Origin of the sequence: Streptomyces sp. NPDC048269 (assembly GCF_040652395.1) — a bacterium.
Taxonomy (GTDB): domain Bacteria; phylum Actinomycetota; class Actinomycetes; order Streptomycetales; family Streptomycetaceae; genus Streptomyces.
In genome coordinates, this window is record NZ_JBEZLW010000008.1 from 150,149 (window position 1) to 172,288 (window position 22,140).

At 70.7% G+C, this 22,140-nt stretch carries 22 protein-coding genes and 1 riboswitch; of the genes, 11 read left to right on the forward strand and 11 right to left on the reverse strand.

The genetic code is table 11. The annotated features are described in order from the left end of the window. The first annotated feature begins 95 nt into the window (after positions 1–95). Together whiG and AB0D48_RS12170 are read left to right on the forward strand one after the other, a co-directional pair. Positions 96–932 (forward strand): RNA polymerase sigma factor WhiG, encoded by an 837-nt coding sequence (whiG, locus tag AB0D48_RS12165; RefSeq protein ID WP_362394126.1) that lies wholly within the window; start codon positions 96–98, stop codon positions 930–932. Positions 933–984: 52 nt separating this feature from the next. Further along, entirely contained in the window at positions 985–1,542 is a 558-nt protein-coding gene (locus AB0D48_RS12170) for a helix-turn-helix domain-containing protein (protein ID WP_362394357.1), read from the forward strand. A 171-nt stretch (positions 1,543–1,713) separates the two neighbouring features. Here the strand turns inward: AB0D48_RS12170 and AB0D48_RS12175 are convergent, their stop codons facing one another. Then, positions 1,714–2,193: a M23 family metallopeptidase gene (locus AB0D48_RS12175; protein ID WP_362394129.1), complete on the reverse strand. Its 480-nt coding sequence runs from the start codon at positions 2,191–2,193 to the stop codon at positions 1,714–1,716. A gap of 248 nt (positions 2,194–2,441) precedes the next feature. Here AB0D48_RS12175 and rpsB point away from each other — a divergent pair, with 248 nt between their 5' ends. From rpsB to AB0D48_RS12220, 9 genes are all read left to right on the forward strand, one after another. Then, positions 2,442–3,347 carry a 30S ribosomal protein S2 gene (gene rpsB / locus AB0D48_RS12180; RefSeq protein WP_362394132.1) on the forward strand — a complete coding sequence of 302 codons (906 nt, stop codon included), beginning with the start codon at positions 2,442–2,444 and terminating at the stop codon, positions 3,345–3,347. Between the two features lie 135 nt (positions 3,348–3,482). Next, a complete protein-coding gene (gene tsf, locus AB0D48_RS12185) occupies positions 3,483–4,319 on the forward strand; it encodes a translation elongation factor Ts (protein ID WP_362394135.1) in 837 nt (278 codons plus the stop codon). Positions 4,320–4,481: 162 nt separating this feature from the next. After that, positions 4,482–5,261 (forward strand): UMP kinase, encoded by a 780-nt coding sequence (gene pyrH / locus AB0D48_RS12190; protein ID WP_073913371.1) that lies wholly within the window; start codon positions 4,482–4,484, stop codon positions 5,259–5,261. A gap of 86 nt (positions 5,262–5,347) precedes the next feature. Further along, positions 5,348–5,905 carry a ribosome recycling factor gene (gene frr, locus AB0D48_RS12195; protein ID WP_030016386.1) on the forward strand — a complete coding sequence of 186 codons (558 nt, stop codon included), beginning with the start codon at positions 5,348–5,350 and terminating at the stop codon, positions 5,903–5,905. Beyond that, the gene (locus AB0D48_RS12200; protein ID WP_362394138.1) at positions 5,905–6,981 is read left to right on the forward strand and encodes a phosphatidate cytidylyltransferase; all 1,077 of its coding nucleotides are present in this window, start codon (positions 5,905–5,907) and stop codon (positions 6,979–6,981) included. Before frr ends, AB0D48_RS12200 begins: the two co-directional genes overlap by 1 nt. Positions 6,982–7,074: 93 nt before the next feature. Then, positions 7,075–8,187 (forward strand): 23S rRNA (adenine(2503)-C(2))-methyltransferase RlmN, encoded by a 1,113-nt coding sequence (gene rlmN / locus AB0D48_RS12205; RefSeq protein WP_362394141.1) that lies wholly within the window; start codon positions 7,075–7,077, stop codon positions 8,185–8,187. A gap of 74 nt (positions 8,188–8,261) precedes the next feature. Then, a riboswitch (TPP riboswitch) is annotated at positions 8,262–8,371 on the forward strand. An 85-nt stretch (positions 8,372–8,456) separates the two neighbouring features. Then, a complete protein-coding gene (locus AB0D48_RS12210; protein WP_362394144.1) occupies positions 8,457–9,551 on the forward strand; it encodes a thiamine ABC transporter substrate-binding protein in 1,095 nt (364 codons plus the stop codon). A gap of 95 nt (positions 9,552–9,646) precedes the next feature. Beyond that, complete coding sequence (locus AB0D48_RS12215; protein WP_362394361.1) at positions 9,647–11,263, forward strand: iron ABC transporter permease; 1,617 nt, start codon at positions 9,647–9,649, stop codon at positions 11,261–11,263. Next, positions 11,263–12,294 (forward strand): ABC transporter ATP-binding protein, encoded by a 1,032-nt coding sequence (locus AB0D48_RS12220; RefSeq protein WP_362394147.1) that lies wholly within the window; start codon positions 11,263–11,265, stop codon positions 12,292–12,294. The genes AB0D48_RS12215 and AB0D48_RS12220 overlap by 1 nt, the downstream gene beginning before the upstream one ends. Before the next feature lie 21 nt (positions 12,295–12,315). Here the strand turns inward: AB0D48_RS12220 and AB0D48_RS12225 are convergent, their stop codons facing one another. The 10 genes from AB0D48_RS12225 to AB0D48_RS12270 all read right to left on the reverse strand — a co-directional run bounded on the left by AB0D48_RS12225 (position 12,316) and on the right by AB0D48_RS12270 (position 22,118). Further along, positions 12,316–13,560: a cytochrome P450 gene (locus AB0D48_RS12225; protein WP_362394150.1), complete on the reverse strand. Its 1,245-nt coding sequence runs from the start codon at positions 13,558–13,560 to the stop codon at positions 12,316–12,318. 39 nt (positions 13,561–13,599) lie between these two features. Further along, complete coding sequence (locus AB0D48_RS12230; protein WP_362394153.1) at positions 13,600–15,006, reverse strand: FAD-dependent oxidoreductase; 1,407 nt, start codon at positions 15,004–15,006, stop codon at positions 13,600–13,602. Continuing rightward, positions 15,003–15,266, reverse strand: coding sequence for a ferredoxin (locus AB0D48_RS12235; protein ID WP_362394155.1), 264 nt, complete (start codon positions 15,264–15,266; stop codon positions 15,003–15,005). The genes AB0D48_RS12230 and AB0D48_RS12235 overlap by 4 nt, the downstream gene beginning before the upstream one ends. Before the next feature lie 128 nt (positions 15,267–15,394). After that, entirely contained in the window at positions 15,395–16,030 is a 636-nt protein-coding gene (locus AB0D48_RS12240; protein WP_362394158.1) for a hypothetical protein, read from the reverse strand. Positions 16,031–16,122: 92 nt separating this feature from the next. Beyond that, complete coding sequence (locus tag AB0D48_RS12245; RefSeq protein ID WP_362394161.1) at positions 16,123–17,028, reverse strand: hypothetical protein; 906 nt, start codon at positions 17,026–17,028, stop codon at positions 16,123–16,125. An 80-nt stretch (positions 17,029–17,108) separates the two neighbouring features. Beyond that, on the reverse strand, positions 17,109–18,200 hold the full coding sequence (locus AB0D48_RS12250) for a Rossmann fold nucleotide-binding protein (protein ID WP_362394164.1): 1,092 nt from the start codon (positions 18,198–18,200) through the stop codon (positions 17,109–17,111). A gap of 26 nt (positions 18,201–18,226) precedes the next feature. Next, on the reverse strand, positions 18,227–19,300 hold the full coding sequence (locus tag AB0D48_RS12255) for a hypothetical protein (protein ID WP_362394167.1): 1,074 nt from the start codon (positions 19,298–19,300) through the stop codon (positions 18,227–18,229). After that, positions 19,282–20,049, reverse strand: a complete 768-nt coding sequence (locus AB0D48_RS12260; RefSeq protein ID WP_362394169.1) for an ATP-binding cassette domain-containing protein — start codon at positions 20,047–20,049, stop codon at positions 19,282–19,284. The genes AB0D48_RS12255 and AB0D48_RS12260 overlap by 19 nt, the downstream gene beginning before the upstream one ends. A 200-nt stretch (positions 20,050–20,249) precedes the next feature. Next, positions 20,250–21,611, reverse strand: coding sequence for an aspartate aminotransferase family protein (locus tag AB0D48_RS12265; RefSeq protein ID WP_362394172.1), 1,362 nt, complete (start codon positions 21,609–21,611; stop codon positions 20,250–20,252). Positions 21,612–21,614: 3 nt separating this feature from the next. Then, entirely contained in the window at positions 21,615–22,118 is a 504-nt protein-coding gene (locus AB0D48_RS12270; protein ID WP_007266859.1) for an Lrp/AsnC family transcriptional regulator, read from the reverse strand. Between the last annotated feature and the right edge of the window lie 22 nt (positions 22,119–22,140).

Sequence of the window (22,140 nt, forward strand, 5' to 3'; positions counted from 1 at the left end):
CCCCTGCGCCCCTGCGCGATCCCGTACTCTTCGCGCACCGCGACACTCCCGTCACGCTACGCTCCCAAGGAATCCCGCTCCGGCAAAGGCGAAGCATGCCCCAGCACACCTCAGGGTCCGACCGCGCTGCGGTGCCCCCCGCTGCCCGCGGCAGCGTGCGGTCCACCGCGCCCTCGTCCCTGGAGGTGCTCTGGCGCTCGTACAAGGAGACCGGTGACGAGCGGCTGCGGGAGCAGCTGATCCTGCACTACTCGCCGCTGGTCAAGTACGTCGCGGGCCGCGTCAGCGTGGGCCTGCCGCCCAATGTGGAACAGGCCGACTTCGTCTCCTCCGGGGTCTTCGGACTGATCGACGCCATCGAGAAGTTCGACATCGACCGGTCGATCAAGTTCGAGACCTATGCGATCACCCGGATCCGCGGCGCGATGATCGACGAACTGCGGGCGCTGGACTGGATTCCGCGCTCGGTGCGGCAAAAGGCGCGGGCCGTGGAGCGGGCCTACGCCACGCTGGAGGCCCAGCTGCGGCGCACCCCGACGGAGAGCGAAGTCGCCGGGGAGATGGGGATCGGGGTGGAGGATCTCCACACGGTCTTCAGCCAGTTGTCCCTGGCCAACGTGGTCGCACTGGAGGAGCTGCTGCACGTCGGCGGGGAGGGCGGCGACCGCCTCTCACTGATGGACACCCTGGAGGACACCGCCGCCGACAACCCGGTGGCGGTGGCGGAGGACCGGGAGTTGCGACGCCTGCTGGCGCGGGCCATCAACACCCTGCCCGAGCGGGAGAAGACGGTGGTCACCCTCTACTACTACGAGGGGCTCACGCTGGCAGAGATCGGCAACGTGCTGGGCGTCACCGAGAGCCGGGTCAGCCAGATCCACACCAAGTCCGTGCTGCAACTGCGCGCGAAGCTGGCGGATGTGGGGCGTTGAGCTTGCGGCACCTCCGTAGAGTGGAGTCGTGCCCAGGATTCGAGCGGCCTCCGTGGCCGAGCACCGGTCGATGCAGCGCGGCGCCCTCTTGGACGCCGCGCGTTCCCTGTTGTCCGAAGGCGGGACGGAGGCGCTGACCTTCCCCGCCCTCGCGGAGCGGACCGGGCTCGCCCGGTCCTCCGTGTACGAATACTTCCGCTCACGCGCGGCCGTGGTCGAAGAGCTGTGCGCGGTGGACTTCCCCGTCTGGGCCGCCGACATCGAGGCCGCCATGCAGCAGGCCGAGTCGCCCGAAGCGAAGATCGAGGCCTATGTGCGGAGCCAGCTGGGGCTGGTCGGGGACCGGCGGCACCGTGCGGTCGTGGCGATCTCCGCGAGCGAGCTGGACGCCGGGGCGCGGGAGAAGATCCGTGCTGCGCACGGGGGGCTGGTGGCGATGATCGTCGAAGCGCTGAGTTCTCTGGGGCAGGCCGAACCCCGGCTCGCGGCGATGCTGCTCCAGGGAGTCGTGGACGCCGCTGTCCGGCGGATCGAGCTCGGCGCGGCCGAGGATCCGGAGGTCGTGACGGAGACGGCCGTCGCCATGGCCCTGCGGGGCGTCCGGGGCTGAGGGTCCCCGGGGCTCGGCCCCGGCCATCCCGCGCAGCGCCGGCGCAGCTCACGGACCGGGGGCTCCGCCCCCGGACCCCCGCGGCTCGAACGCCGGCGGGGCTCGAAGCCCCGGGACCCCGCGGCTCGAACGCCGGCGGGGCTGGATGGGGCCGGGCAGGGTGTGTCTGTCTCAGGGGTCCGCTGGGCTGGACGGGGCGGGGCTCGAAGGCAGGAGGCGGGGAGTGGGGTGGGGGAGGAGGGTGAGCGGGTTGAGGTACGACTCGCCCGCCAGGAGGCCCCAGTGCAGGCAAGGGGCCGGGCAGTGGGAGCCTTCCGTCAGGACCGCCACCACCTGGCCCGCCGTGACCTGCTCGCCCTCCTGGACCAGCGGGCGGACCGGCTCGTACGTCGTGCGCAGGCCGTTCGGCAGGGCGATCGACAGGACCCCGCGGCCGGCAACGGGGCCCGCGTAGTACACCCGGCCGGCAGCGACCGCGCGGAGCTCCGCGCCCACCGGCGCGGAGAGGTCCACACCGCGGTGACCGGCCGCGTACGGGGTCGGGGGCGGATCCCACCAGCGGGCCACCGAAAGGGGCGCGGGCAGTGGCCGGACCCCGGGCGCGGCCGCCTGGGCAAGGGTCAGCAGCAGGCACAGCAGCAGTGTCGTCATGCCCCGAAGCGTCCCGCGCACGGCCGTCGCGCGCGCCGCCCTGGGGACGGACCGGCGGATGTGGACAACGGCGTCACCCGGCATACCGCCGGGTCCCGTACACTTCTTGTGGCGATCCGGGTCACCGGGTCGACTTCGCACGCCCCAGCATCAGCCGGAAACGGCCAGGTGAAAGCGTCTCTCGGTCCCTCATGGGGCAGGACGCGGCGGGGCGTCAGGAACCAAACCGAGAAACCAAGGAGATGGCCATGGCCGTCGTCACGATGCGGGAGCTGCTGGAAAGCGGCGTCCACTTCGGTCACCAGACCCGCCGTTGGAACCCGAAGATGAAGCGCTTCATCTTCACGGAGCGCAACGGCATCTACATCATCGACCTGCTGCAGTCGCTGTCGTACATCGACCGCGCCTACGAGTTCGTGAAGGAGACCGTCGCGCACGGTGGCTCCATCATGTTCATCGGTACCAAGAAGCAGGCCCAGGAGGCCATCGCCGAGCAGGCGACGCGCGTTGGTATGCCGTACGTCAACCAGCGGTGGCTGGGTGGCATGCTCACCAACTTCTCCACCGTCTACAAGCGCCTTCAGCGTCTGAAGGAGCTTGAGGCGATCGACTTCGAGGACGTCGCCGCCTCGGGTCTCACCAAGAAGGAGCTCCTGGTCCTCTCCCGCGAGAAGACCAAGCTGGAGAAGACCCTCGGTGGTATCCGCGAGATGTCGAAGGTCCCCAGCGCCGTCTGGATCGTCGACACCAAGAAGGAGCACATCGCCGTCGGTGAGGCGCGCAAGCTCCACATCCCGGTCGTCGCGATCCTCGACACCAACTGTGACCCCGACGAGGTCGACTACAAGATCCCGGGCAACGACGACGCGATCCGCTCCGTCACCCTGCTCACCCGCGTGATCGCCGACGCCGTCGCCGAGGGCCTCATCGCCCGCTCCGGCGCCGCGACCGGCGACTCGAAGCCGGGCGAGAAGGCCGCCGCCGAGCCGCTCGCCGAGTGGGAGCGCGACCTGCTCGAGGGCGACAAGAAGGCTGACGAGACCGAGGCCGCTCCGGCCGAGGCCGCTGTCGCCGAGGCCCCGGCCGCCGAGGCTGTCGAGGCCCCGGCCGCCGAGGCTGTCGAGGCCCCGGCCGCCGACGCCGAGCAGGCCTGACCCACTGAGAGCGCCCGGCGTTCACGCGCCGGGCACTCGCAGCACGGACGATGACGGCGGGGGAGCCGCGCCTGAGGCGCGGCGCCTCCGCCGTTCACCCGTAGATCTACGACTTCGAGAGAGAATCACAGACTCATGGCGAACTACACCGCCGCTGACGTCAAGAAGCTCCGCGAGCTCACCGGCGCCGGCATGCTGGACTGCAAGAACGCGCTGGTCGAGGCTGACGGCGACGTCGAGAAGGCCCAGGAGGCCCTCCGCATCAAGGGTCAGAAGGGCGTCGCCAAGCGCGAGGGCCGTTCTGCCGAGAACGGTGCCGTCGTCTCCCTGATCGCCGACGACAACACCTCCGGTGTCCTCGTCGAGCTGAAGTGCGAGACCGACTTCGTCGCCAAGGGCGAGAAGTTCCTGGCTGTCGCCAACCAGCTGGCCGCGCACGTCGCCGCCACCTCCCCGGCCGACATCGAGGCGCTGCTCGCGTCCGAGATCGAGCCCGGCAAGACCGTCACGGCCTTCGTGGACGAGGCGAACGCCAACCTCGGCGAGAAGATCGTCCTGGACCGCTTCGCGCAGTTCTCCGGCGCTTACGTCGCGTCGTACATGCACCGCACGATGCCCGACCTGCCGTTCCAGATCGGTGTCCTCGTCGAGCTCGACAAGGAGAACGCCGAGGTCGCCCGCGGTATCGCGCAGCACATCGCCGCGTTCGCCCCGCAGTGGCTCTCCAAGGAAGACGTTCCGGCCGAGAAGGTCGAGTCCGAGCGTCGCATCGCCGAAGAGGTCACCCGCGCGGAGGGCAAGCCCGAGGCTGCCCTGCCGAAGATCGTCGAGGGTCGCATCAACGGCTTCTTCAAGGACGCCACCCTGCTGGGCCAGGCGTACGCCCTGGACAACAAGAAGTCCGTCCAGAAGGTTCTGGACGAGGCCGGTGTCACCCTGAAGCGCTTCAGCCGCATCAAGGTCGGCATCTGAGTCCGTCCGTACGCGACGGACACCGGACCCCGGTAGGGTCTGAGGCAGTCGTCCGCGCTTGCGCGAGGCGACCGCAGATCTGACGAGGAGGCCATTGCCGCAGAGGGAACCGCGAGGACCCACCGGCAATGGCCTTCTTCGTATGTGCACGAGGAGATCTCCATGAATCAGGGCGTGGACCCCCACACCGCATCCGACGACAAGAGCGACCAGGACAAGAAGGGCCGCCGCTTCATGCTGAAGCTGTCGGGCGAGGCCTTCTCGGGTGGCAGAGGACTGGGCGTCGACCCCGACGTCGTCCACGCCATCGCGCGCGAGATCGCCGCGGTGGTCCGTGACGGCGCGGAGATCGCCGTCGTGATCGGCGGCGGAAACTTCTTCCGCGGCGCCGAACTCCAGCAGCGCGGCATGGACCGGGCCCGCTCCGACTACATGGGCATGCTCGGCACGGTCATGAACTGCCTCGCCCTCCAGGACTTCCTGGAGAAGGAAGGCATCGACTCCCGCGTGCAGACCGCCATCACCATGGGTCAGGTCGCGGAGCCGTACATCCCGCTGCGTGCCGTGCGGCACCTGGAGAAGGGCCGCGTCGTCATCTTCGGCGCCGGCATGGGCATGCCGTACTTCTCCACCGACACCACGGCCGCCCAGCGCGCCCTGGAGATCGACGCCGAGGCCCTGCTCATGGGCAAGAACGGTGTCGACGGGGTCTACGACTCCGACCCGAAGAAGAACCCGGACGCGGTGAAGTTCGACGCGCTGGAGTACGGAGAGGTCCTCTCCCGCGACCTCAAGGTCGCGGACGCGACCGCCATCACGCTGTGCCGCGACAACAAGCTGCCGATCCTCGTCTTCGAGCTGCTCGCCGAGGGCAATATCGCGCGCGCCGTCAAGGGTGAGAAGATCGGCACGCTCGTCAGCGACCAGGGAACCCGGGCCTAGCAGTCCGCCGCGCCGGACCGAGCCCGGACCGGCCCCGCCCGCCCCGCCCGCCTGAACCATCCATTCAAGACATGCAGGAGCACGTGGTGACCGAAGAGATCCTCCTCGAGGCCGAGGAGAAGATGGAAAAGGCCGTCGTCGTCGCCAAGGAAGACTTCGCCGCGATTCGCACCGGCCGTGCGCACCCGGCGATGTTCAACAAGATCGTGGCGGAGTACTACGGCGCCATCACGCCCATCAACCAGCTCGCGTCCTTCTCGGTGCCCGAGCCGCGCATGGCGATCGTGACCCCGTTCGACAAGAGCGCCCTGCGCAACATCGAGCAGGCCATCCGCGACTCCGACCTCGGCGTCAACCCGAGCAACGACGGCAGCATCATCCGGGTGACCTTCCCCGAGCTGACGCAGGACCGCCGCAAGGAGTACATCAAGGTCGCGCGCACCAAGGCCGAGGACTCCAAGATCTCCCTGCGCGCCGTCCGCCGCAAGGCGAAGGACGCCCTTGACAAGCTCGTCAAGGACAAGGAGGCCGGCGAGGACGAGGTGCGCCGCGCGGAGAAGGAGCTCGACGACACCACCGCGAAGTACGTCGCGCAGGTGGACGAGCTGCTCAAGCACAAGGAAGCCGAGCTCCTCGAAGTCTGATGAACGACTCTTCCTGGCAGCCGGAGCCAGTTCCGGCGGGTCCCGCATACGATGCGCAGGTGGGCCCGCACACTCGGCCCATGCCCATCGTGCCCGATGCCGCCGGCCGTGACTTCGACGACCGGGAAGCACGCGATCGGGGGGCCGCCCCGGACGGCGGTCCCCTCTTCCGCGCCGAGACGCCGCCGCAGGAGCCCATGCCCAGCCCCCCGCCCCCGCATGCCCCGCAGCCGCAGGACGCCTCGCCACCGCCGCCTAAGAAGCGCGCGGGGCGGGACCTGCGTGCCGCCATAGGGGTCGGCGTCGGCCTCGGTGCGGTCATCTTCGCCTCGCTGCTGATCGTCAAGGCGGTCTTCGTCGGCGTCATCGTCGTGGCGGTCGTCGTGGGCCTGTGGGAGCTCACCTCCCGGCTGCAGGAGAAGAAGGGCATCAAGGCCCCGCTGGTCCCGCTCGCCATCGGCGGCGCGGCCATGGTCATCGCCGGATACGTCCGCGGTGCCGAGGGCGCCTGGGTGGCGATGGCCCTGACGGTGCTGGCGGTCCTCGTCTGGCGGATGACAGAGCCGCCCGAGGACTACCTCAAGGACGTCACGGCGGGTGCCTTCGCGGCGTTCTACGTGCCCTTCCTGGCCACCTTCGTCGCGATGCTGCTCACCGCCGACGACGGGCCGCAGCGGGTGATCACCTTCCTGCTCCTGACCGTGGTCAGCGACACCGGGGCGTACGCGGTCGGCTGGCGCTTCGGCAAGAACAAGCTCGCGCCGCGCATCAGCCCCGGCAAGACCCGCGAGGGACTCTTCGGCGCGGTGGCCTTCGCGATGGCGGCCGGCGCGCTGTGCATGGAGTTCCTGATCGACGGCGGCTCCTGGTGGCAGGGCCTGCTGCTGGGCCTGGCGGTCGCGGTAAGCGCCACGCTGGGTGACCTCGGCGAGTCGATGATCAAGCGGGACCTGGGCATCAAGGACATGGGCACCCTGCTGCCGGGTCACGGCGGCATCATGGACCGGCTCGATTCGCTGCTGCCGACCGCACCGGTGGTGTGGCTGCTGCTGGCCGCGTTCGTGGGTACGGGCTGACCTGCGGAAAGGCGTCGTAACACGCCGGGCGGTTACTCTTGGAAGGCGCGCTGCTTCTGCGGCGCGCCTTTCGTCTTACAAGGAGTACCTGCCATGGCCCGCCCTGTTCCGGGAGAGCTCACCTTCGTCGCCCCGCGCGGGGCCAAGAAGCCGCCCCGGCACCTCGCCGACATGACCCCGGCCGAGCGCCGTGAGGCGGTCGCCGCGATCGGCGAGAAGCCGTTCCGGGCCAAGCAGCTCTCGCAGCACTACTTCGCGCGCTACGCGCACGACCCCGCCGAGTGGACCGACATCCCCGCGGGCTCCCGCGAGAAGCTCCAGCAGGAGCTCCTCCCGGACCTGATGAACGTCATCCGGCACATCTCGTGCGACAACGACACCACCCGCAAGACCCTGTGGAAGCTGCACGACGGCACGCTCGTCGAATCCGTGCTGATGCGTTACCCCGACCGGGTCACGATGTGCATCTCCTCCCAGGCCGGCTGCGGCATGAACTGCCCGTTCTGCGCCACCGGCCAGGCGGGCCTGGACCGCAACCTGTCCACCGCCGAGATCGTGCACCAGATCGTCGACGGCATGCGCGCGCTGCGCGACGGCGAGGTCCCCGGCGGTCCTGCGCGGCTGTCGAACATCGTCTTCATGGGCATGGGCGAGCCGCTGGCCAACTACAACCGCGTGGTCGGTGCCATCCGGCGCCTCACCGACCCGGAGCCCGACGGCCTGGGCCTGTCGCAGCGCGGTATCACCGTCTCCACCGTCGGCCTGGTCCCGGCCATGCTGCGCTTCGCCGAAGAGGGCTTCAAGTGCCGCCTCGCGGTCTCGCTGCACGCGCCCGACGACGAGCTGCGCGACACCCTGGTCCCCGTGAACACCCGCTGGAACGTCCGTGAGGTCCTCGACGCGGCCTGGGAGTACGCGGAGAAGTCCGGCCGCCGGATCTCCATCGAGTACGCCCTGATCCGCGACATCAACGACCAGGCCTGGCGGGGTGACCTGCTGGGCAAGCTGCTCAAGGGCAAGCGCGTCCACGTCAACCTGATCCCGTTGAACCCGACGCCGGGCTCCAAGTGGACCGCCTCGCGGCCCGAGGACGAGAAGGCCTTCGTGGAGGCCATCGCCCGGCACGGTGTGCCCGTGACCGTACGGGACACCCGCGGCCAGGAGATCGACGGCGCGTGCGGTCAGCTGGCCGCTTCGGAGCGCTGAGTTTCGACAGCGTCAATTTCCGGCCGCGATCGGTCGCAATCGGCCACGAGGTACCCTGTGGCCGAACCAATTTCATATTCCGACAGGGGAGCGCCACAGCGCTGAGAGTGCGGTATCCGTCATCCGCAGACCCTCTGAACCTCGCCCCGGTCATTCGGGGTAGGAAGTTCGGTCACCACTCAAGCTGTTGCGCCCTGCCCGGCGTCCGCTCCCACAGAGCGCCGGGCAGGGCCGCGTCTTCTCCTGGACATCCCAGGAGGAATTCACCAGTGAGCACCACCAAGAGGATCGCGGGCGCGGCGCTCGCGGCCGCGCTGGGCGTCACCACGCTCAGCGCCTGCGGCGACGCCAAGGACAAGCCCGCGGGCGCGAGCGACGCCCCCAAGTCCAAGACCGTCACGCTCGTCTCCCACGACTCCTTCAACGTGACCGACACGGTCCTCAAGGAGTTCGAGCAGCAGAGCGGCTACACCGTCAAGGTGCTGAAGTCCGGGGACGCGGGCGCGGCGCTCAACCAGGAGATCCTCACCAAGGGCTCCCCGCGCGGCGACGTCTTCTTCGGCGTGGACAACACCCTGCTCTCGCGCGCCCTCGACAACGGCATCTTCACGCCGTACGAGGCCAAGGGCCTGGCCGGGGTGAAGCCGGAGTACGTGCTCGACAAGGAGCACCGGGTCACGCCGATCGACTCCGGTGACATCTGCGTCAACTACGACAAGCAGTACTTCGCCGACAAGAAGCTCGCCCCGCCGCAGACGCTGGACGACCTCGTCAAGCCGGAGTACAAGAACCTGCTGGTCACCGAGAACGCCGCGACCTCCTCGCCCGGCCTCGGCTTCCTGCTCGCCTCCGTCGGCAAGTACGGCGAAGAGGGCTGGAAGGACTACTGGAGCAAGCTCAAGGCCAACGGCGTCGAGGTCGTCGACGGCTGGGAGCAGGCCTACAACGAGCGCTTCTCCGGCTCCGCGGGTGGCAAGAAGGCCAAGGGCGACCGCCCGCTGGTCGTCTCCTACGCCTCCAGCCCGCCGGTCGAGGTGCTGTACGGCGAACCGCAGCCGGCCGAGGCCCCGACGGGCGTCTCCACCGGTACCTGCTTCCGCCAGATCGAGTTCGCGGGTCTGCTGAAGGGGGCGAAGAACGAGGAGGGCGGCAAGGCCCTCGTCGACTTCCTGATCAGCAAGAAGTTCCAGGAGGACATGCCCCTCCAGATGTTCGTGAACCCGGTGACGAAGGACGCTGTCCTGCCGGAGCTGTTCACGAAGCACGGTGTGGTGATCGAGAAGCCCGAGAACGTCGCTCCCGAGACCATCGCCAAGAACCGTGAGCAGTGGGTCAAGGCATGGACCTCGCTCGTCGTGAAGTAAGCGGCACCAAGGAGCCGGGTGCGGCGCCGGGGGGCGCCGCACCGGGCCCCGCCCCTCGCGAGGGCGGACGGGCGACCGCGGTGCGGCTCGCCCTGATGGCCGTGCCCCTGGCCTTCTTCGGGCTGTTCTTCGCCTATCCCGTCGCCGCGATCGTCGGGCGCGGCCTCAAGACCGACGCCGGCTGGCAGTTCGGCCGGATCGGCGAGGTGATCTCCCAGCCCGGCATCGCCGCCGTGCTGTGGTTCACCACCTGGCAGGCGCTCGCCTCCACCGCGCTCACGCTGCTGATCGCGCTCCCCGGCGCGTACGTCTTCGCGCGCTTCGAATTCCCCGGCAAGCAACTGCTGCGGGCCGTGGTGACCGTCCCCTTCGTACTGCCGACCGTGGTCGTCGGCACCGCTTTCCTCGCGCTGCTGGGACGCGGTGGGCTGATGGACGAACTGGTCGGCGTCCGGCTCGACACCACCGTCTGGGCGATCCTCCTCGCGCACGTCTTCTTCAACTACGCGGTCGTCGTCCGCACCGTCGGCGGGCTGTGGGCACAGCTCGATCCGCGCCAGGAGGAGGCCGCCCGGGTGCTGGGCGCCGGCCGGTTCGCCGCCTGGCGGCGCGTGACGCTGCCCGCGCTGGCCCCGTCGGTGGCCGCGGCCTCGCTGATGGTCTTCCTGTTCACCTTCAGCTCCTTCGGCGTCGTACTGATCCTGGGCGGGCCCGCGTACTCCACCCTGGAGGTGGAGGTCTACCGGCAGACCGCGCAGCTCCTGGACCTGCCCACGGCCGCCGTGCTGACGATGGTGCAGTTCGCCGCGGTCGGTGCGATCCTCGCCGTGCACGCCTGGACCGTGCGCCGGCGCGAGACCGCGCTGCGGCTGGTGGACCCGGGCCGGACCACGCACCGGCCGCGCGGCTGGGCGCAGCGCACGCTGCTGGGCGCGGTGCTCCTCACCATCGGCCTGCTGATCGTGCTGCCGCTGGGCGTGCTGGTCGAACGGTCCTTCGACGCCCCCGGCGGATACGGCTTCGGCTTCTACCGGGCCCTGCAGGACGCGGGCGCCGGCGGCGGAACCTTCCTGGTGCCGCCGCTGGAGGCGATCGGGAACTCCCTCCAGTACGCTCTCGCCGCCACCGCGATCGCCCTGTTCATCGGGGGACTGGCGGCCGCGGCACTGACCCGGCGCGCGGGCCCCTTCGTACGCGGCTTCGACGCGCTGCTGATGCTGCCGCTCGGGGTGTCCGCCGTGACGGTGGGCTTCGGCTTCCTGATCACCCTGGACGAGCCGCCGCTGGATCTGCGGACCTCGTGGATCCTGGTGCCGCTGGCGCAGGCGCTGGTGGGCGTGCCCTTCGTCGTACGGACCATGCTGCCGGTGCTGCGCGCGGTGGACGGGCGGCTGCGGGAGGCGGCCGCCGTGCTCGGCGCGTCGCCGCTGCGGGCCTGGCGGGAGGTGGACCTGCCGCTGGTGCGGCGGGCGCTGCTGATCGCGGCCGGATTCGCCTTCGCGGTGTCGCTCGGAGAGTTCGGCGCGACCGTCTTCATCGCGCGGCCGGACCAGCCGACGCTGCCGGTGGCCGTGGCACGGCTGCTGGGGCGGGCCGGCGAGATGAACTACGGGCAGGCGATGGCCCTGAGCACGATTCTGATGCTGGTGTGCGCGGCGTCCCTGCTGGTGCTGGAGCGACTGCGGCCCGACAAGACCTCCGGAGAGTTCTGATGACACTGCTTCAGCTGGAAGGGGTGTCGGTCCGGTTCGGTGAGCGGGCGGTCGTGGACTCCGTGGACCTGAAGGTCGCCGAGCACGAGATCGTGTGCGTGCTGGGGCCGAGCGGGAGCGGCAAGTCCACCCTGCTGCGCGTCGTCGCAGGGCTCCAGCCGGTCTCCGCGGGGCGGGTGCTGCTGGGCGGGGCGGACCAGGCAGCCGTGCCCGTGCACCGGCGGGGAGTCGGCCTGATGTTCCAGGACCACCAGCTCTTCCCGCACCGGGACGTCGGCGGCAACGTCGCCTTCGGGCTGCGGATGCGGGGCTCCTCGAAGGACACCTGCGAGGGCCGGGTCGGGGAGCTGCTGGAGCTGGTCGGGCTCCCCGGCGCCGGGAAGCGCGCGGTGGCCTCCCTGTCGGGCGGCGAGCAGCAGCGGGTCGCGCTGGCTCGGGCGCTCGCCCCGTCGCCGCGGCTGCTGATGCTGGACGAACCGCTGGGACAGCTGGACCGCGGGCTGCGGGAGCGGCTCGTGGTGGAGCTCCGGGGGCTGTTCTCCAGGCTGGGGACGACCGTGCTGGCCGTCACGCACGACCAGGGGGAGGCCTTCGCGCTGGCCGACCGGGTCGTGGTGATGCGGGACGGGCGGATCGCGCAGGCCGGTACCCCGCTGGAGGTGTGGCAACAGCCCGCGTCGGAATTCGTGGCGCGGTTCCTGGGCTTCGAGAACGTGGTGCCGGCCGTGATGTCGGGCGGGGTGGCGGGGACCCCCTGGGGGAAGGTACCGGTCCCCGCGGGAGCGGCGGAGGGGGAGCGGCAGCTGCTGATCCGCCCGGCGGGGGTCGTGCTGGGACCGGACGGCCTGCGGTGCGAGGTGCTCTCGCGCACCTTCCGGGGCACGCACGTCGCGCTGCTGCTGCGGCCGGAGTCGGGGCCGGTGCTGGAGGCGGAGTGCGGACTGGTGGGGGCGCCGGCCGTGGGGGACCGGGTCGCGGTGACCTTCGCTCCGACCGAGGTCGTCATCCTCCCGGCGGCCGACACTCCCTAGCGGGTGTCGGCCGGGCATGAGCTACGGGCGGATGCCGTCACAGGCGATCGGCAGGTGGCGCGGGCCGCGCAGGACCGCGTTCTGCCGGTACGGCGGCGGGTCCTCCAGCAGCCGGGGGTTCTCCAGCCGGCGGGCGAGTTCGCTCAGGGCGAGCTGGGCCTCCTGGCGGGCGAGCGGTGCCCCGAAGCAGCTGTGGATGCCGCTGCCGAGGCCGAGGTGCTGGATGTCCTTGCGGTCGGGGTCGAAGCGGTCCGGGTTCTCGAACCGCTTCGGGTCACGGTTGCCGGAGGCCAGGATCAGCCAGAGGGACGCGCCCTTGGGGATGGTCACACCGGCGACCTCGATCTCGGAGAGGGTGCTGCGCTGGGGCAGCAGCTGCACGGGCGGCTCGTACCGCAGCAGCTCCTCGACGATGGGGACGGACAGGGCGGGGTCCTCGCGCAGTCGCTTGAGGACGTCCGGGTGGCGCAGCAGGGTCAGCATGCCGTTGGTGATGAGGTTGACCGTGGTCTCGTGGCCCGCGATCAGCAGCAGCGCGGAGGTGCTGAGCACCTCCATGGTCGTCATCGCGCCGTCCGGGCCGTCCGCGGTCGCCAGCTGGGACAGCATGTCTTCGCCGGGGCTCTTGCGGCGCTCCTCGATCAGTCCGGCCAGGTACATGCCCAGTTCCATCCGGGCGTCCATGGCGCCCTTGCCGTGCTGGGTGGGGTCCGCGTCCGGGTCGGGGTCCAGGCTCGCGGCGAGGGTCTCCGCCCACACGTGGAAGCGCGGCTCGTCCTCGCGGGGCACCCCGAGCAGCCGGCAGATGACCGTGACCGGGAAGGGGTACGCGAACTGGTCGACCAGGTCGACCCGGTCCAGGTTCCCGGTCGTGGCGAGGGAGTCGATCAGCCCGGAGACGAGACCCCCGAGTTCCTCGCGCATGTCGTACACCCGGTGGGGGGCGTGCGGCGGCCCGAACGGCCGGTTCGTCATCCGCCGCAGCCGGTCGTGGTCCGGCGGATCGAGCTTGAGGAAGGACGGCGGCAGGGTCGTGCCCTCCTCCTCGGCCTTGCCCAGCGGATCGTCTCCGGTCGCCTTCAGGTTCTTGGCGTCGGAGCTGATCCGCGGGTCGTGCAGGAGGCTCTGGATCTCGTAGTACGTGCTGACGACGTACGGGCCGTCCCCGTCGTGGGACACCGGGGTCTTGCGGAGCTCCTCGTACAGCGGGTACGGGTTCGCACGGTTCGCGTAGTCGATGATCTCCCGCAGGATGGCTTGTGTCATGACGGGTCCTCGTGGTCCTCGTGGGGAGGGCGGCGTGGGTCAGTGGTGCGCGGGGATGAAGGTCATCTTCCGGTCGGCCGGCGAGTAGCCGCTGAGGGTGATGGTCGGACCGTGCGTCGGCACCGAGGGGTCGGGGAAGTCCGCCGGTACCGCCTTGTTCCCCTCCGGCCTGCGGTCCACCGTGGAGAACGTTGGGGGGAACGGCGCGGTGGTCTCGATCTGGTGCTCGTAGAACTGGAGCCACCGGCAGTTGTCGAAGGTCACGGCGGCAATCACGCGGTCCTGGTAGCCGTACACGGCCGCGAACCGGCGCTCCGCGAGCGAGCCCTGCGTGACGAGGATCTCGGTCCCCATCGGCGGCACTCCGACCGACTTGATGTTCACCCCGAACTGGGAGGACCAGAACGCCGGAACCCACAGGTGGGGGCGGCGGTCCGTACTTTCGCTGAGCATGTTGTGCGCGGCGGTGTCGGCCTGGGCGACGGCATTGCCCCAGTGCTCCAGGGAGAGGAACTGGTAGCCGAACAGGGCGTGCGGGGAACGCGCCACGTCACCCGCGACGTAGATGTCATCGGTGACGATGCCGCGGATGTCGAAGGCCCGGCAGCCCGCGTCGCAGGCGATGCCGCGGGGGCCGGCACCCAGTCCGGAGCCGGCGAGCCATTCGGTGTTGCGCTGCGCGCCGAGCGAGACGACCACGACGTCGGCCTCGACGGTGGCCCCGTCGGAGAGGTGGGCGGCGCGGACCCGCCCGGAGGGGTCGCCTTCCAGCCCGGTCACCATGACCCCGGTGCGCAGGTCCACCCCGTTCTCGCGGTGCATCTCGGCCGCGACCTCGCCGATCACCCCGCCGAGCGCGCCGACCAGCGGAGCCGCGCCCCGTTCGGCGACGGTGACGTTCAGGCCGCGTTCCCGGCACGCGGAGGCGATCTCGGACCCGGTGAAGCCGGCTCCGATGACGAGCACCCGGCGGGGGCCGGCGGCGAGGGCCTGCTGCAGTCCTTCGGCGTCGTCGCGGGTGCGCAGGACGAAGACTCCCTTGAGGGCGCCCTCCTCCTCGTTGGGCCAGGGCCGCGCCCGGACACCGGTGGCGATCAGCAGCCGGTCGTACTCCACCTCGTCGCCGTTGCCGAGCAGGACCCGGCGGGCGGCCATGTCCAGGCCCGTGGCGGGGACCCCGAGGCGCCAGTCGGCGTCGATCGCCCGGCGGCGGGGGAGTGCCGTGTGGTCCGCCACCGCGTTGCCCAGCAGCACCTGCTTGGACAGCGGGGGCCGGTCGTAGGGCTCGTACGGTTCGTCGCCGATCATCGTGAGCGAACCGGTGAAGCCCTTCTCGCGCATGGTCTCGGCCGCCCGCAGGCCCGCCAGCGAAGCGCCGACGATGACGATGCGGCCCTCGCGCTTGAGCTGCTCCAGGGCCCCGTCGCGTGTTCCTTCACCAGTCACCGCGCGCCTCCGGAACGGGAACCGGCTCCGGCCACGGCATCCGGGGCCGGCATGTTCGGCATGTCCTCGTCGCTCAGTTCGAGGAGGATCGCACCGACCGGACAGGCGGCCACGGCGCGCTCGACGTTCTCGCGCTGCTCGGCGGCCGCCTCCGGGTTGTAGAGCAGCGACTCGTCGCCGTGCATGGCGAACACATCAGGAGCGAGGAACGCGCACTGGGCGTATCCCTGGCATCGGTTGAGGTCGACGACAAGCCTCATGACGGTTCTGCCTTTCCTCGGCTGGGTACCCCGTCACCCCCGAAATCCCCGGTCCTCCCCTTCCCCCCAGGATGCACGCGGGGTCCCTGGGCTGCCTGCCGGAGTACGGATCCCCAGGTCAGCAGCGATCAGGGCGGGCCCGACCGGCCCGCGGGTGGAGTGCCGCGCCGGGCGCGCAGGATGTGCACGCTGATGATCAGGGCCCAGGCCGGGAAGAGCAGCTCGGACCAAGGCACGCCGGAACCCACGACGATCAGGACCAGGCCGACGACGGTGCCCAGCAGGGCCAGCGGCCGGGGGAACACGCCGAGCAGCCGCCCGATGGTCGAGGTCGCGAGGACGAAGACGGCAGCCATCCGCATGGCGTACGTCGCGAGGAGCGTGTAGGCGTAGTGGCGGCCGAAGTCCGAGGGCGCGCTTTCGTTCAGCACGGTGCCCGCGGCCGCGGCGGCGGCGAACAGGGTGGCCACGAAGACGAAGCCGCTGCCGAGGAACACGGTGGCGACGAACCGGTCCTCGGCCTCACCGGTGTGTGCGCGCAGGGCGCCCATGAACCAGAGGAAGAAGATGCCCGCGAAGGGCACGATCTCCAGGGCCACCTGGACCGCCCAGCGCTTGTCGGGGTCGATGGGCGCGTCGGCGGCGTCGCCGGTGGGGGTGGCGATCCTCATCAGGACGATCGCCGCCCCGAGCAGCAGGGCGAAGCCGACTCCGGCCATTCCGGCGGCGCGCGGTGTCTTCAGCCGATCGGTCGTGGGCTCCACGAACCCTCGCTCTCTCCCCCGGTCCAGCAAGCGGCAGCCACTGCCGCGCCACCAGCGGGAGGCGGCCGACCGGGTGACACCGGCCGGCCGGTTCAGCCGACCGGTTCAGGCACCGGGGTCCCGGCCCCCTCCTCGGCGCCCTCGTGCTTGCCGTACCAGGCGACGGCCACCGCGCCCGCGACGGCCAGGACGAAGCCGAGGACCGCCAGCCAGGCCAGGCCCGGGCGGGAGGCGTCACCGAGCCAGAGCACGCCGATCGCGCCCGGGAGCACCGTCTCGCCGACGACCAGGGCCGCCGTGGCGCCGTTCACCGAGCCGATCTGGAGGGCGACCGTGTGCAGGTACATGCCGCCGACTCCCGCCACCAGAATGGCGTAGAGGGCCGGGTCGGAGAGGAAGGTGCCGAGGTCGAACGGGTCCACACCGTCCAGGATCCGGACGCCGACGCCGAGCGCGCCGAAGCCCAGGCCCGACAGCAGGCCCGCCAGGATCGCCGCCCCGCCGCCGAGGAGGCGTACCGCGACCGTGCCTCCCACCATCAGCAGCAGGGTGATCCCCAGCAGCCACCAGTGCGTGGACATCGGCGCGTGGTGGCCGCCCTCGTGGCCCGCCGCCGTCGCCAGCAGCACCAGCGCCGTGCAGACGACCCCGATGGAGGTCCACTCCTTGCGGCTCAGCCGGATGCCCAGCATCTTCACGCTCAGCACGGCCGTGATCACCAGGTTGGCGCTGATCACCGTCTGCGAGAGGAACAGGGGAAGGAGGCGGGCAGCCAGGGCGCCGAGCCCGAAGCCCACGAAGTCCAGGATCGTGCCGACGATGAACTCCCAGGTCATCGCGGCTTTGGCGGTGGACGACAGGTTGGGGCCGCCGTGCGCCGTCACCCCGGCGGTGGACGGGGACATCCGGGCGGCGCGGCGCGATCCGACGGCTTGCAGCACGGATCCCGTCCCGTAGCAGATGGACGCCGCGACAGCGGTCAGCAGGCCTATGAGCACCAAGGGCTCCGTTCACGTCTGGCAGGTTTTGCGGTACCTCTGCCAGACGTGAGAACCGGCCGGGAAGTTGCTTCCGGAGCTCAGCTCATTGACGCGAGGACACCGGGGACCTCGTCCACCGAGTCGACCAGCGCGATCCGGGACTCCATCGCCCGGCCGCGCGCCAGCGCCTGGAGCAGGGGCCAGGCCGGGAGGTGCTCGGTCCAGTGGGCCCGGTCGACCAGGACCATCGGCGCCGGCTCGCCACGCGACGCGTAGTAGTTCGGCGTCGCGCTGTCGAATATCTCCTGCACCGTGCCCGCCGCACCCGGCAGGAAGACCACGCCCGCCGTGGACCGCGCCAGCAGCCCGTCCTCGCGGGTGGCGTTCGCGAAGTACTTCCCGACGTGTCCCGCGAAGGCGTTCGGCGGCTCGTGACCGTAGAACCAGGTCGGGATGCCCACCGAGTCGCCGCCACCGGGCCAGCGGTCGCGAACGGCGAAGGCCGCCTGCGCCCAGTCGGACACCGACGGAGCGAAGGACGGCGCCTTGGCCAGCAGCTCCAGGGCTTCCGGAAGGGCCTCGTCCGGGGCCGGGGCCAGGTAGGCGCCCAGGTTGGCGGCCTCCATCGCGCCGGGGCCGCCGCCGGTGGCAACCATGAGCCCGGACCGGGCCAGCACCCGGCCCAGCTCGGCCGCACCCCGGTAGTCCGTACCGCCGCGGGACATCGCGTGGCCGCCCATCACGCCGACCACCCGGGCACCGGCGAGGTGCTCGTCGAGGGCGTCGGATATGGCGTCGTCGTGGATGGAGCGCAGCATCGAGGAGAAGACGTCGCCGTCCGCCTTGGTCTCCTGGAACCAGGCGTAGGCCTGGGCGTCCGGAGTGGCCTCGTACCCGCTGGGCAGCCCGGCGAACAGCTCCTCGGGCGTGTACAGCAGGCCCCGGTACGGATTGAACGGCAGGTCCGGCACGGGCGGGAAGACCAGCGCGCCGTCGGCGCGGACCTTCACCGAGGCGTCGGGTTCCATCGGGCAGCCCAGGAACACGGCCGCCGAGGTGTCGGCGGACAGCAGCGCGAAGGTCCGCTCCAGGAGGTTGACCGACTGGATCCGGTAACCGCTGAGCGAGCCGCGGGCCACGACCTGGTCGAATTCGGCGAGCGTCTCGATCTCGATGTCTGCGTTGACCATTCGGCCCACCCTAAGGGCTGCCCGGGTCAGCGGGTCAGTGCCAGGGACGTCAGCTGTGCCACACCCCAGCTGACCGGCACGCACACGGCGATCAAGGCGGCTGCCCGCAAACTCGCGGCCGTACGGAGGACCTTGGCGGGAGCCCCGAGGTCGTGCAGGGCCTCGCGGTCGGCGGCGCGGCCCTGACGGGCCTCCACCGCGGATGTGAGAAGGGTCGCGGCGGCGCACACGGCGACGAGGGTGGCGGCAGGTGCGGTCAGCGGGCCCAGCGGGTCGAGCAGCCCGACCCGGTCGCGCAGGGCCAGAGCGGTGAGGGCGCCCGCCCCGAGCGCGCACAGCACTCCGAGGGGCGGGCCGAGCCGGGGTGCCTCCTTCTGGAGGGCCCGCCCGGCCAGCAGCCGGAGGGCGCCGGGGCGCACGGCCTGGACCATGGTGCCGCCCGCGTAGGCCAGGCCGGGCCCGGCGAGGGCGAGGCCGATCGCGATGAGCGACCAGCCGGCGAGCACGCCGGGCCCGCCCCGCCCCGCGTACACCTCGACGGCGAGTCCGCAGGCGGTCAGCGCGATGCCCCAGGGCAGTCCTGTCTGCGGGGCCAGGGGGGTGCGGCGGCGCAGGGTGCATGCGGCGGCGGCCGACGCGGTGAGGGGGAGCAGCGTCAGGAGGGTGAGGGAGGCAGCGACGGGCAGGGGCTGGTCGGCGTGGAGCAGCCCGGCCCCGGCTCCGTCGAACGGCAGCCCGGCCAGTTCGCCGCGCAGGTGGAGGAAGGCGGCCAGCGCCAGGGCGCTGCCCAGGGTGCAGGCGACGGCGGTGGAGATCGCCGCGACGAGACTGAGCCGTACGGGACCCAGCCCGGCGGCGTCCAGTCCTTCCCGGGGCCGGGTCGCCGGGTCGGTCCGGGCCACGGCGACGGCGAAGTGGACGGTGGCGGCCAGCGGCACCAGGGCCCACAGCAGGCGAGGGAACGATCCGGCCGGCCGGGCCACCGCTTCGGCGAGCACGTAGAGCAGCAGGAACCCGGTACCGGCCGAGGCGGCGGCGACGAGGAGCCGGCGCAGCTGGACGAGCGGACGGGAGCCGCGGGCTAGGCGGAGAGCGAGCACGCGGCCTGGTCCTCCGTGGTCTCGGGGGCGCAGGGCCCCGCAGCGGCGGCGGTGCGGCCGTCGAGCAGGGGCAGGCGGCGGTCGGCGACGCCCGCCGTCTCCTCGTCGTGGGTGGCCAGCAGCACGGTGATCCCGTGGGAGCGTGCCGCGGTGGTCAGCGTACGGAGCAGCAGGGCGCGCTCTGTCCGGTGCAGCGGGGCCGTGGGATCGTCGGCGAAGATCACCGCGGGCTCGTTGACCAGGGCCCGGGCCAGCGCGACCCGCTGGGACTCCGCCCGGGTGAGGGCCCTGGGGCGCTTGCGGGCGAAGCCGCCGATGTCCAGGCGGTCCAGCCATTCGCAGGCGGCGTGCTTGGCGGCGCGGTGGGAGGCACCGGCGATCAGCAGCGGCAGGGCCGCGTTCTCCCACACCTTCAGCTCGGGCAGCAGCTGTGGCTCGGGGCCGATCCAGCCGAACCGGTCGCGGCGCAGCCGCTCACGGGCCAGCGCGCCCATGGTGTGCACGGGGACGCTGTTGAACCAGACCTCGCCCTGTTCGGGCCGCAGGTGTCCGGACAGGCAGCGCAGCAGCGTGGTCTTCCCGCTGCCGCGCGGTCCGGTCAGGGCCAGGATCTCGCCCTGGCGGATTCCGACGGAGACGCCGATGAGCCCTGGGGAACCGCTGTGGGAGTAGTGAAGGGAGCGCGCCCAGAGCTGATCGTCTTGGAGCGGGGCATTGTCAGGCGGGGCAGAGTCCGCTGGAGCCACCATGGCGTACACCTCCGTCCGGGGGAACGAAGCGGAGCCGGTTCGGTCACTGGCGCCACAGTGAGATGTAAAGAGACGAACGTCTTGGATGGTGACAGCACACGGCCCGGACCCCCGCGTTCTCACTCGAACGGAGGATCCGGGCCGTGTGGTCGGACCAATGCGGCGTCGGACGGCTCACCGCCTGACGGTCCGGCGGCTGTTTACAGCTTGGTCCACGCCTCGGTGAGCACCGAGCGCAGGATGCCTTCGATCTCGTCGAAGGTGCCCTGGTCGGCGATCAGCGGCGGGGCCAGCTGGATGACCGGGTCGCCGCGGTCGTCGGCCCGGCAGTACAGGCCGTTGTCGAAGAGCGCCTTGGAGAGGAAGCCGTAGAGCACGCGCTCCGTCTCCTCGTCCGTGAAGGACTCCTTGGTGTTCTTGTCCTTGACGAGCTCGATGCCGTAGAAGAACCCGTTGCCGCGGACGTCGCCGACGATCGGCAGGTCGTGCAGCTTCTTCAGCGTCGAGAAGAAGGCGTCCTCGTTGTCCAGCACGTGCTGGTTGAGGCCTTCCTTGTCGAAGATGTCGAGGTTCGCCAGCGCGACCGCGGAGGAGACCGGGTGGCCGCCGAAGGTGTAGCCGTGCAGGAAGGTGTTGTCGCCCTTGTAGAAGGGCTCCGCGAGGCGGTCCGAGACGATGCAGGCACCGATCGGGGAGTAGCCCGAGGTCATGCCCTTGGCGCAGGTGATCATGTCCGGGACGTAGCCGAACTTGTCACAGGCGAACATCGTGCCGAGGCGGCCGAAGGCGCAGATCGTCTCATCGGAGACGAGCAGCACGTCGTACTCGTCGCAGATCTCGCGGACCCGCTGGAAGTACCCGGGCGGCGGCGGGAAGCAGCCGCCGGCGTTCTGCACCGGCTCCAGGAACACGGCGGCGACGGTGTCGGCGCCCTCGAAGAGGATCTCCTGCTCGATCTGGTCGGCGCACCAGCGGCCGAAGGCCTCGGGGTCGTCGCCGTAGATCGGGGCGCGGTAGATGTTGGTGTTCGGCACCTTGTGCGCGCCGGGGACCAGCGGCTCGAAGGGGGCCTTCAGGGCCGGCAGACCGGTGATGGACAGGGCGCCCTGCGGGGTGCCGTGGTAGGCGACCGCACGCGAGATGACCTTGTACTTGGTGTGCTTGCCCTGCAGCTTGAAGTACTGCTTGGCGAGCTTCCAGGCGGTCTCGACGGCCTCACCGCCACCCGTGGTGAAGAAGACCTTGTTCAGGTCGCCCGGGGCGTAGTCGGCGAGGCGCTCGGCGAGCTCCACGGCCTTGGGGTGCGCGTACGACCAGATGGGGAAGAACGCGAGTTCCTGGGCCTGCTTGTAGGCGACCTCGGCCAGTTCCTTGCGGCCGTGACCGGCGTTGACCACGAACAGTCCGGCGAGACCGTCGAGGTAGCGCTTGCCCTTGTCGTCGAAGATGTAGGTGCCCTCACCACGCACGATGGTGGGGACGGGCGCGTTCTCGTAGGACGACATGCGGGTGAAGTGCATCCACAGGTGGTCGTACGCGGTTTTGGAGAGGTCCTGGCTCACGGGCTATCGAGTTCCCCACATGTAGGTCTGCTTCTTCAGCTTCAGGTAAACGAAGCTTTCGGTTGAGCGCACGCCGGGGAGCGTGCGGATCTTCTTGTTGATCGTTTCCAGCAGGTGGTCGTCGTCCTCGCAGACGATTTCCACCATCAGGTCGAACGAGCCGGCGGTCATCACCACGTACTCGCATTCGGCCATCGCGGTCAGGGCGTCGGCCACCGGGTCGAGGTCCCCCTCGACGTTGATGCCGACCATGGCCTGGCGCCGCAGGCCCACGGTGAGCGGGTCGGTGACGGCGACGATCTGCATGACGCCCTGGTCGAGCAGCTTCTGCACGCGCTGGCGCACAGCCGCTTCGGACAGGCCGACGGCCTTGCCGATGGAGGCATAGGGACGGCGACCGTCCTCCTGCAGTTGCTCGATGATCGCCAGGGACACAGCATCGACCGAAGGGGACGGTTGTCTGTTCCTGGAATCTGCGCTTCGACTGACCACGACCTCACTGTGCACGAGGAGTCGTCTGTTCCGCAAG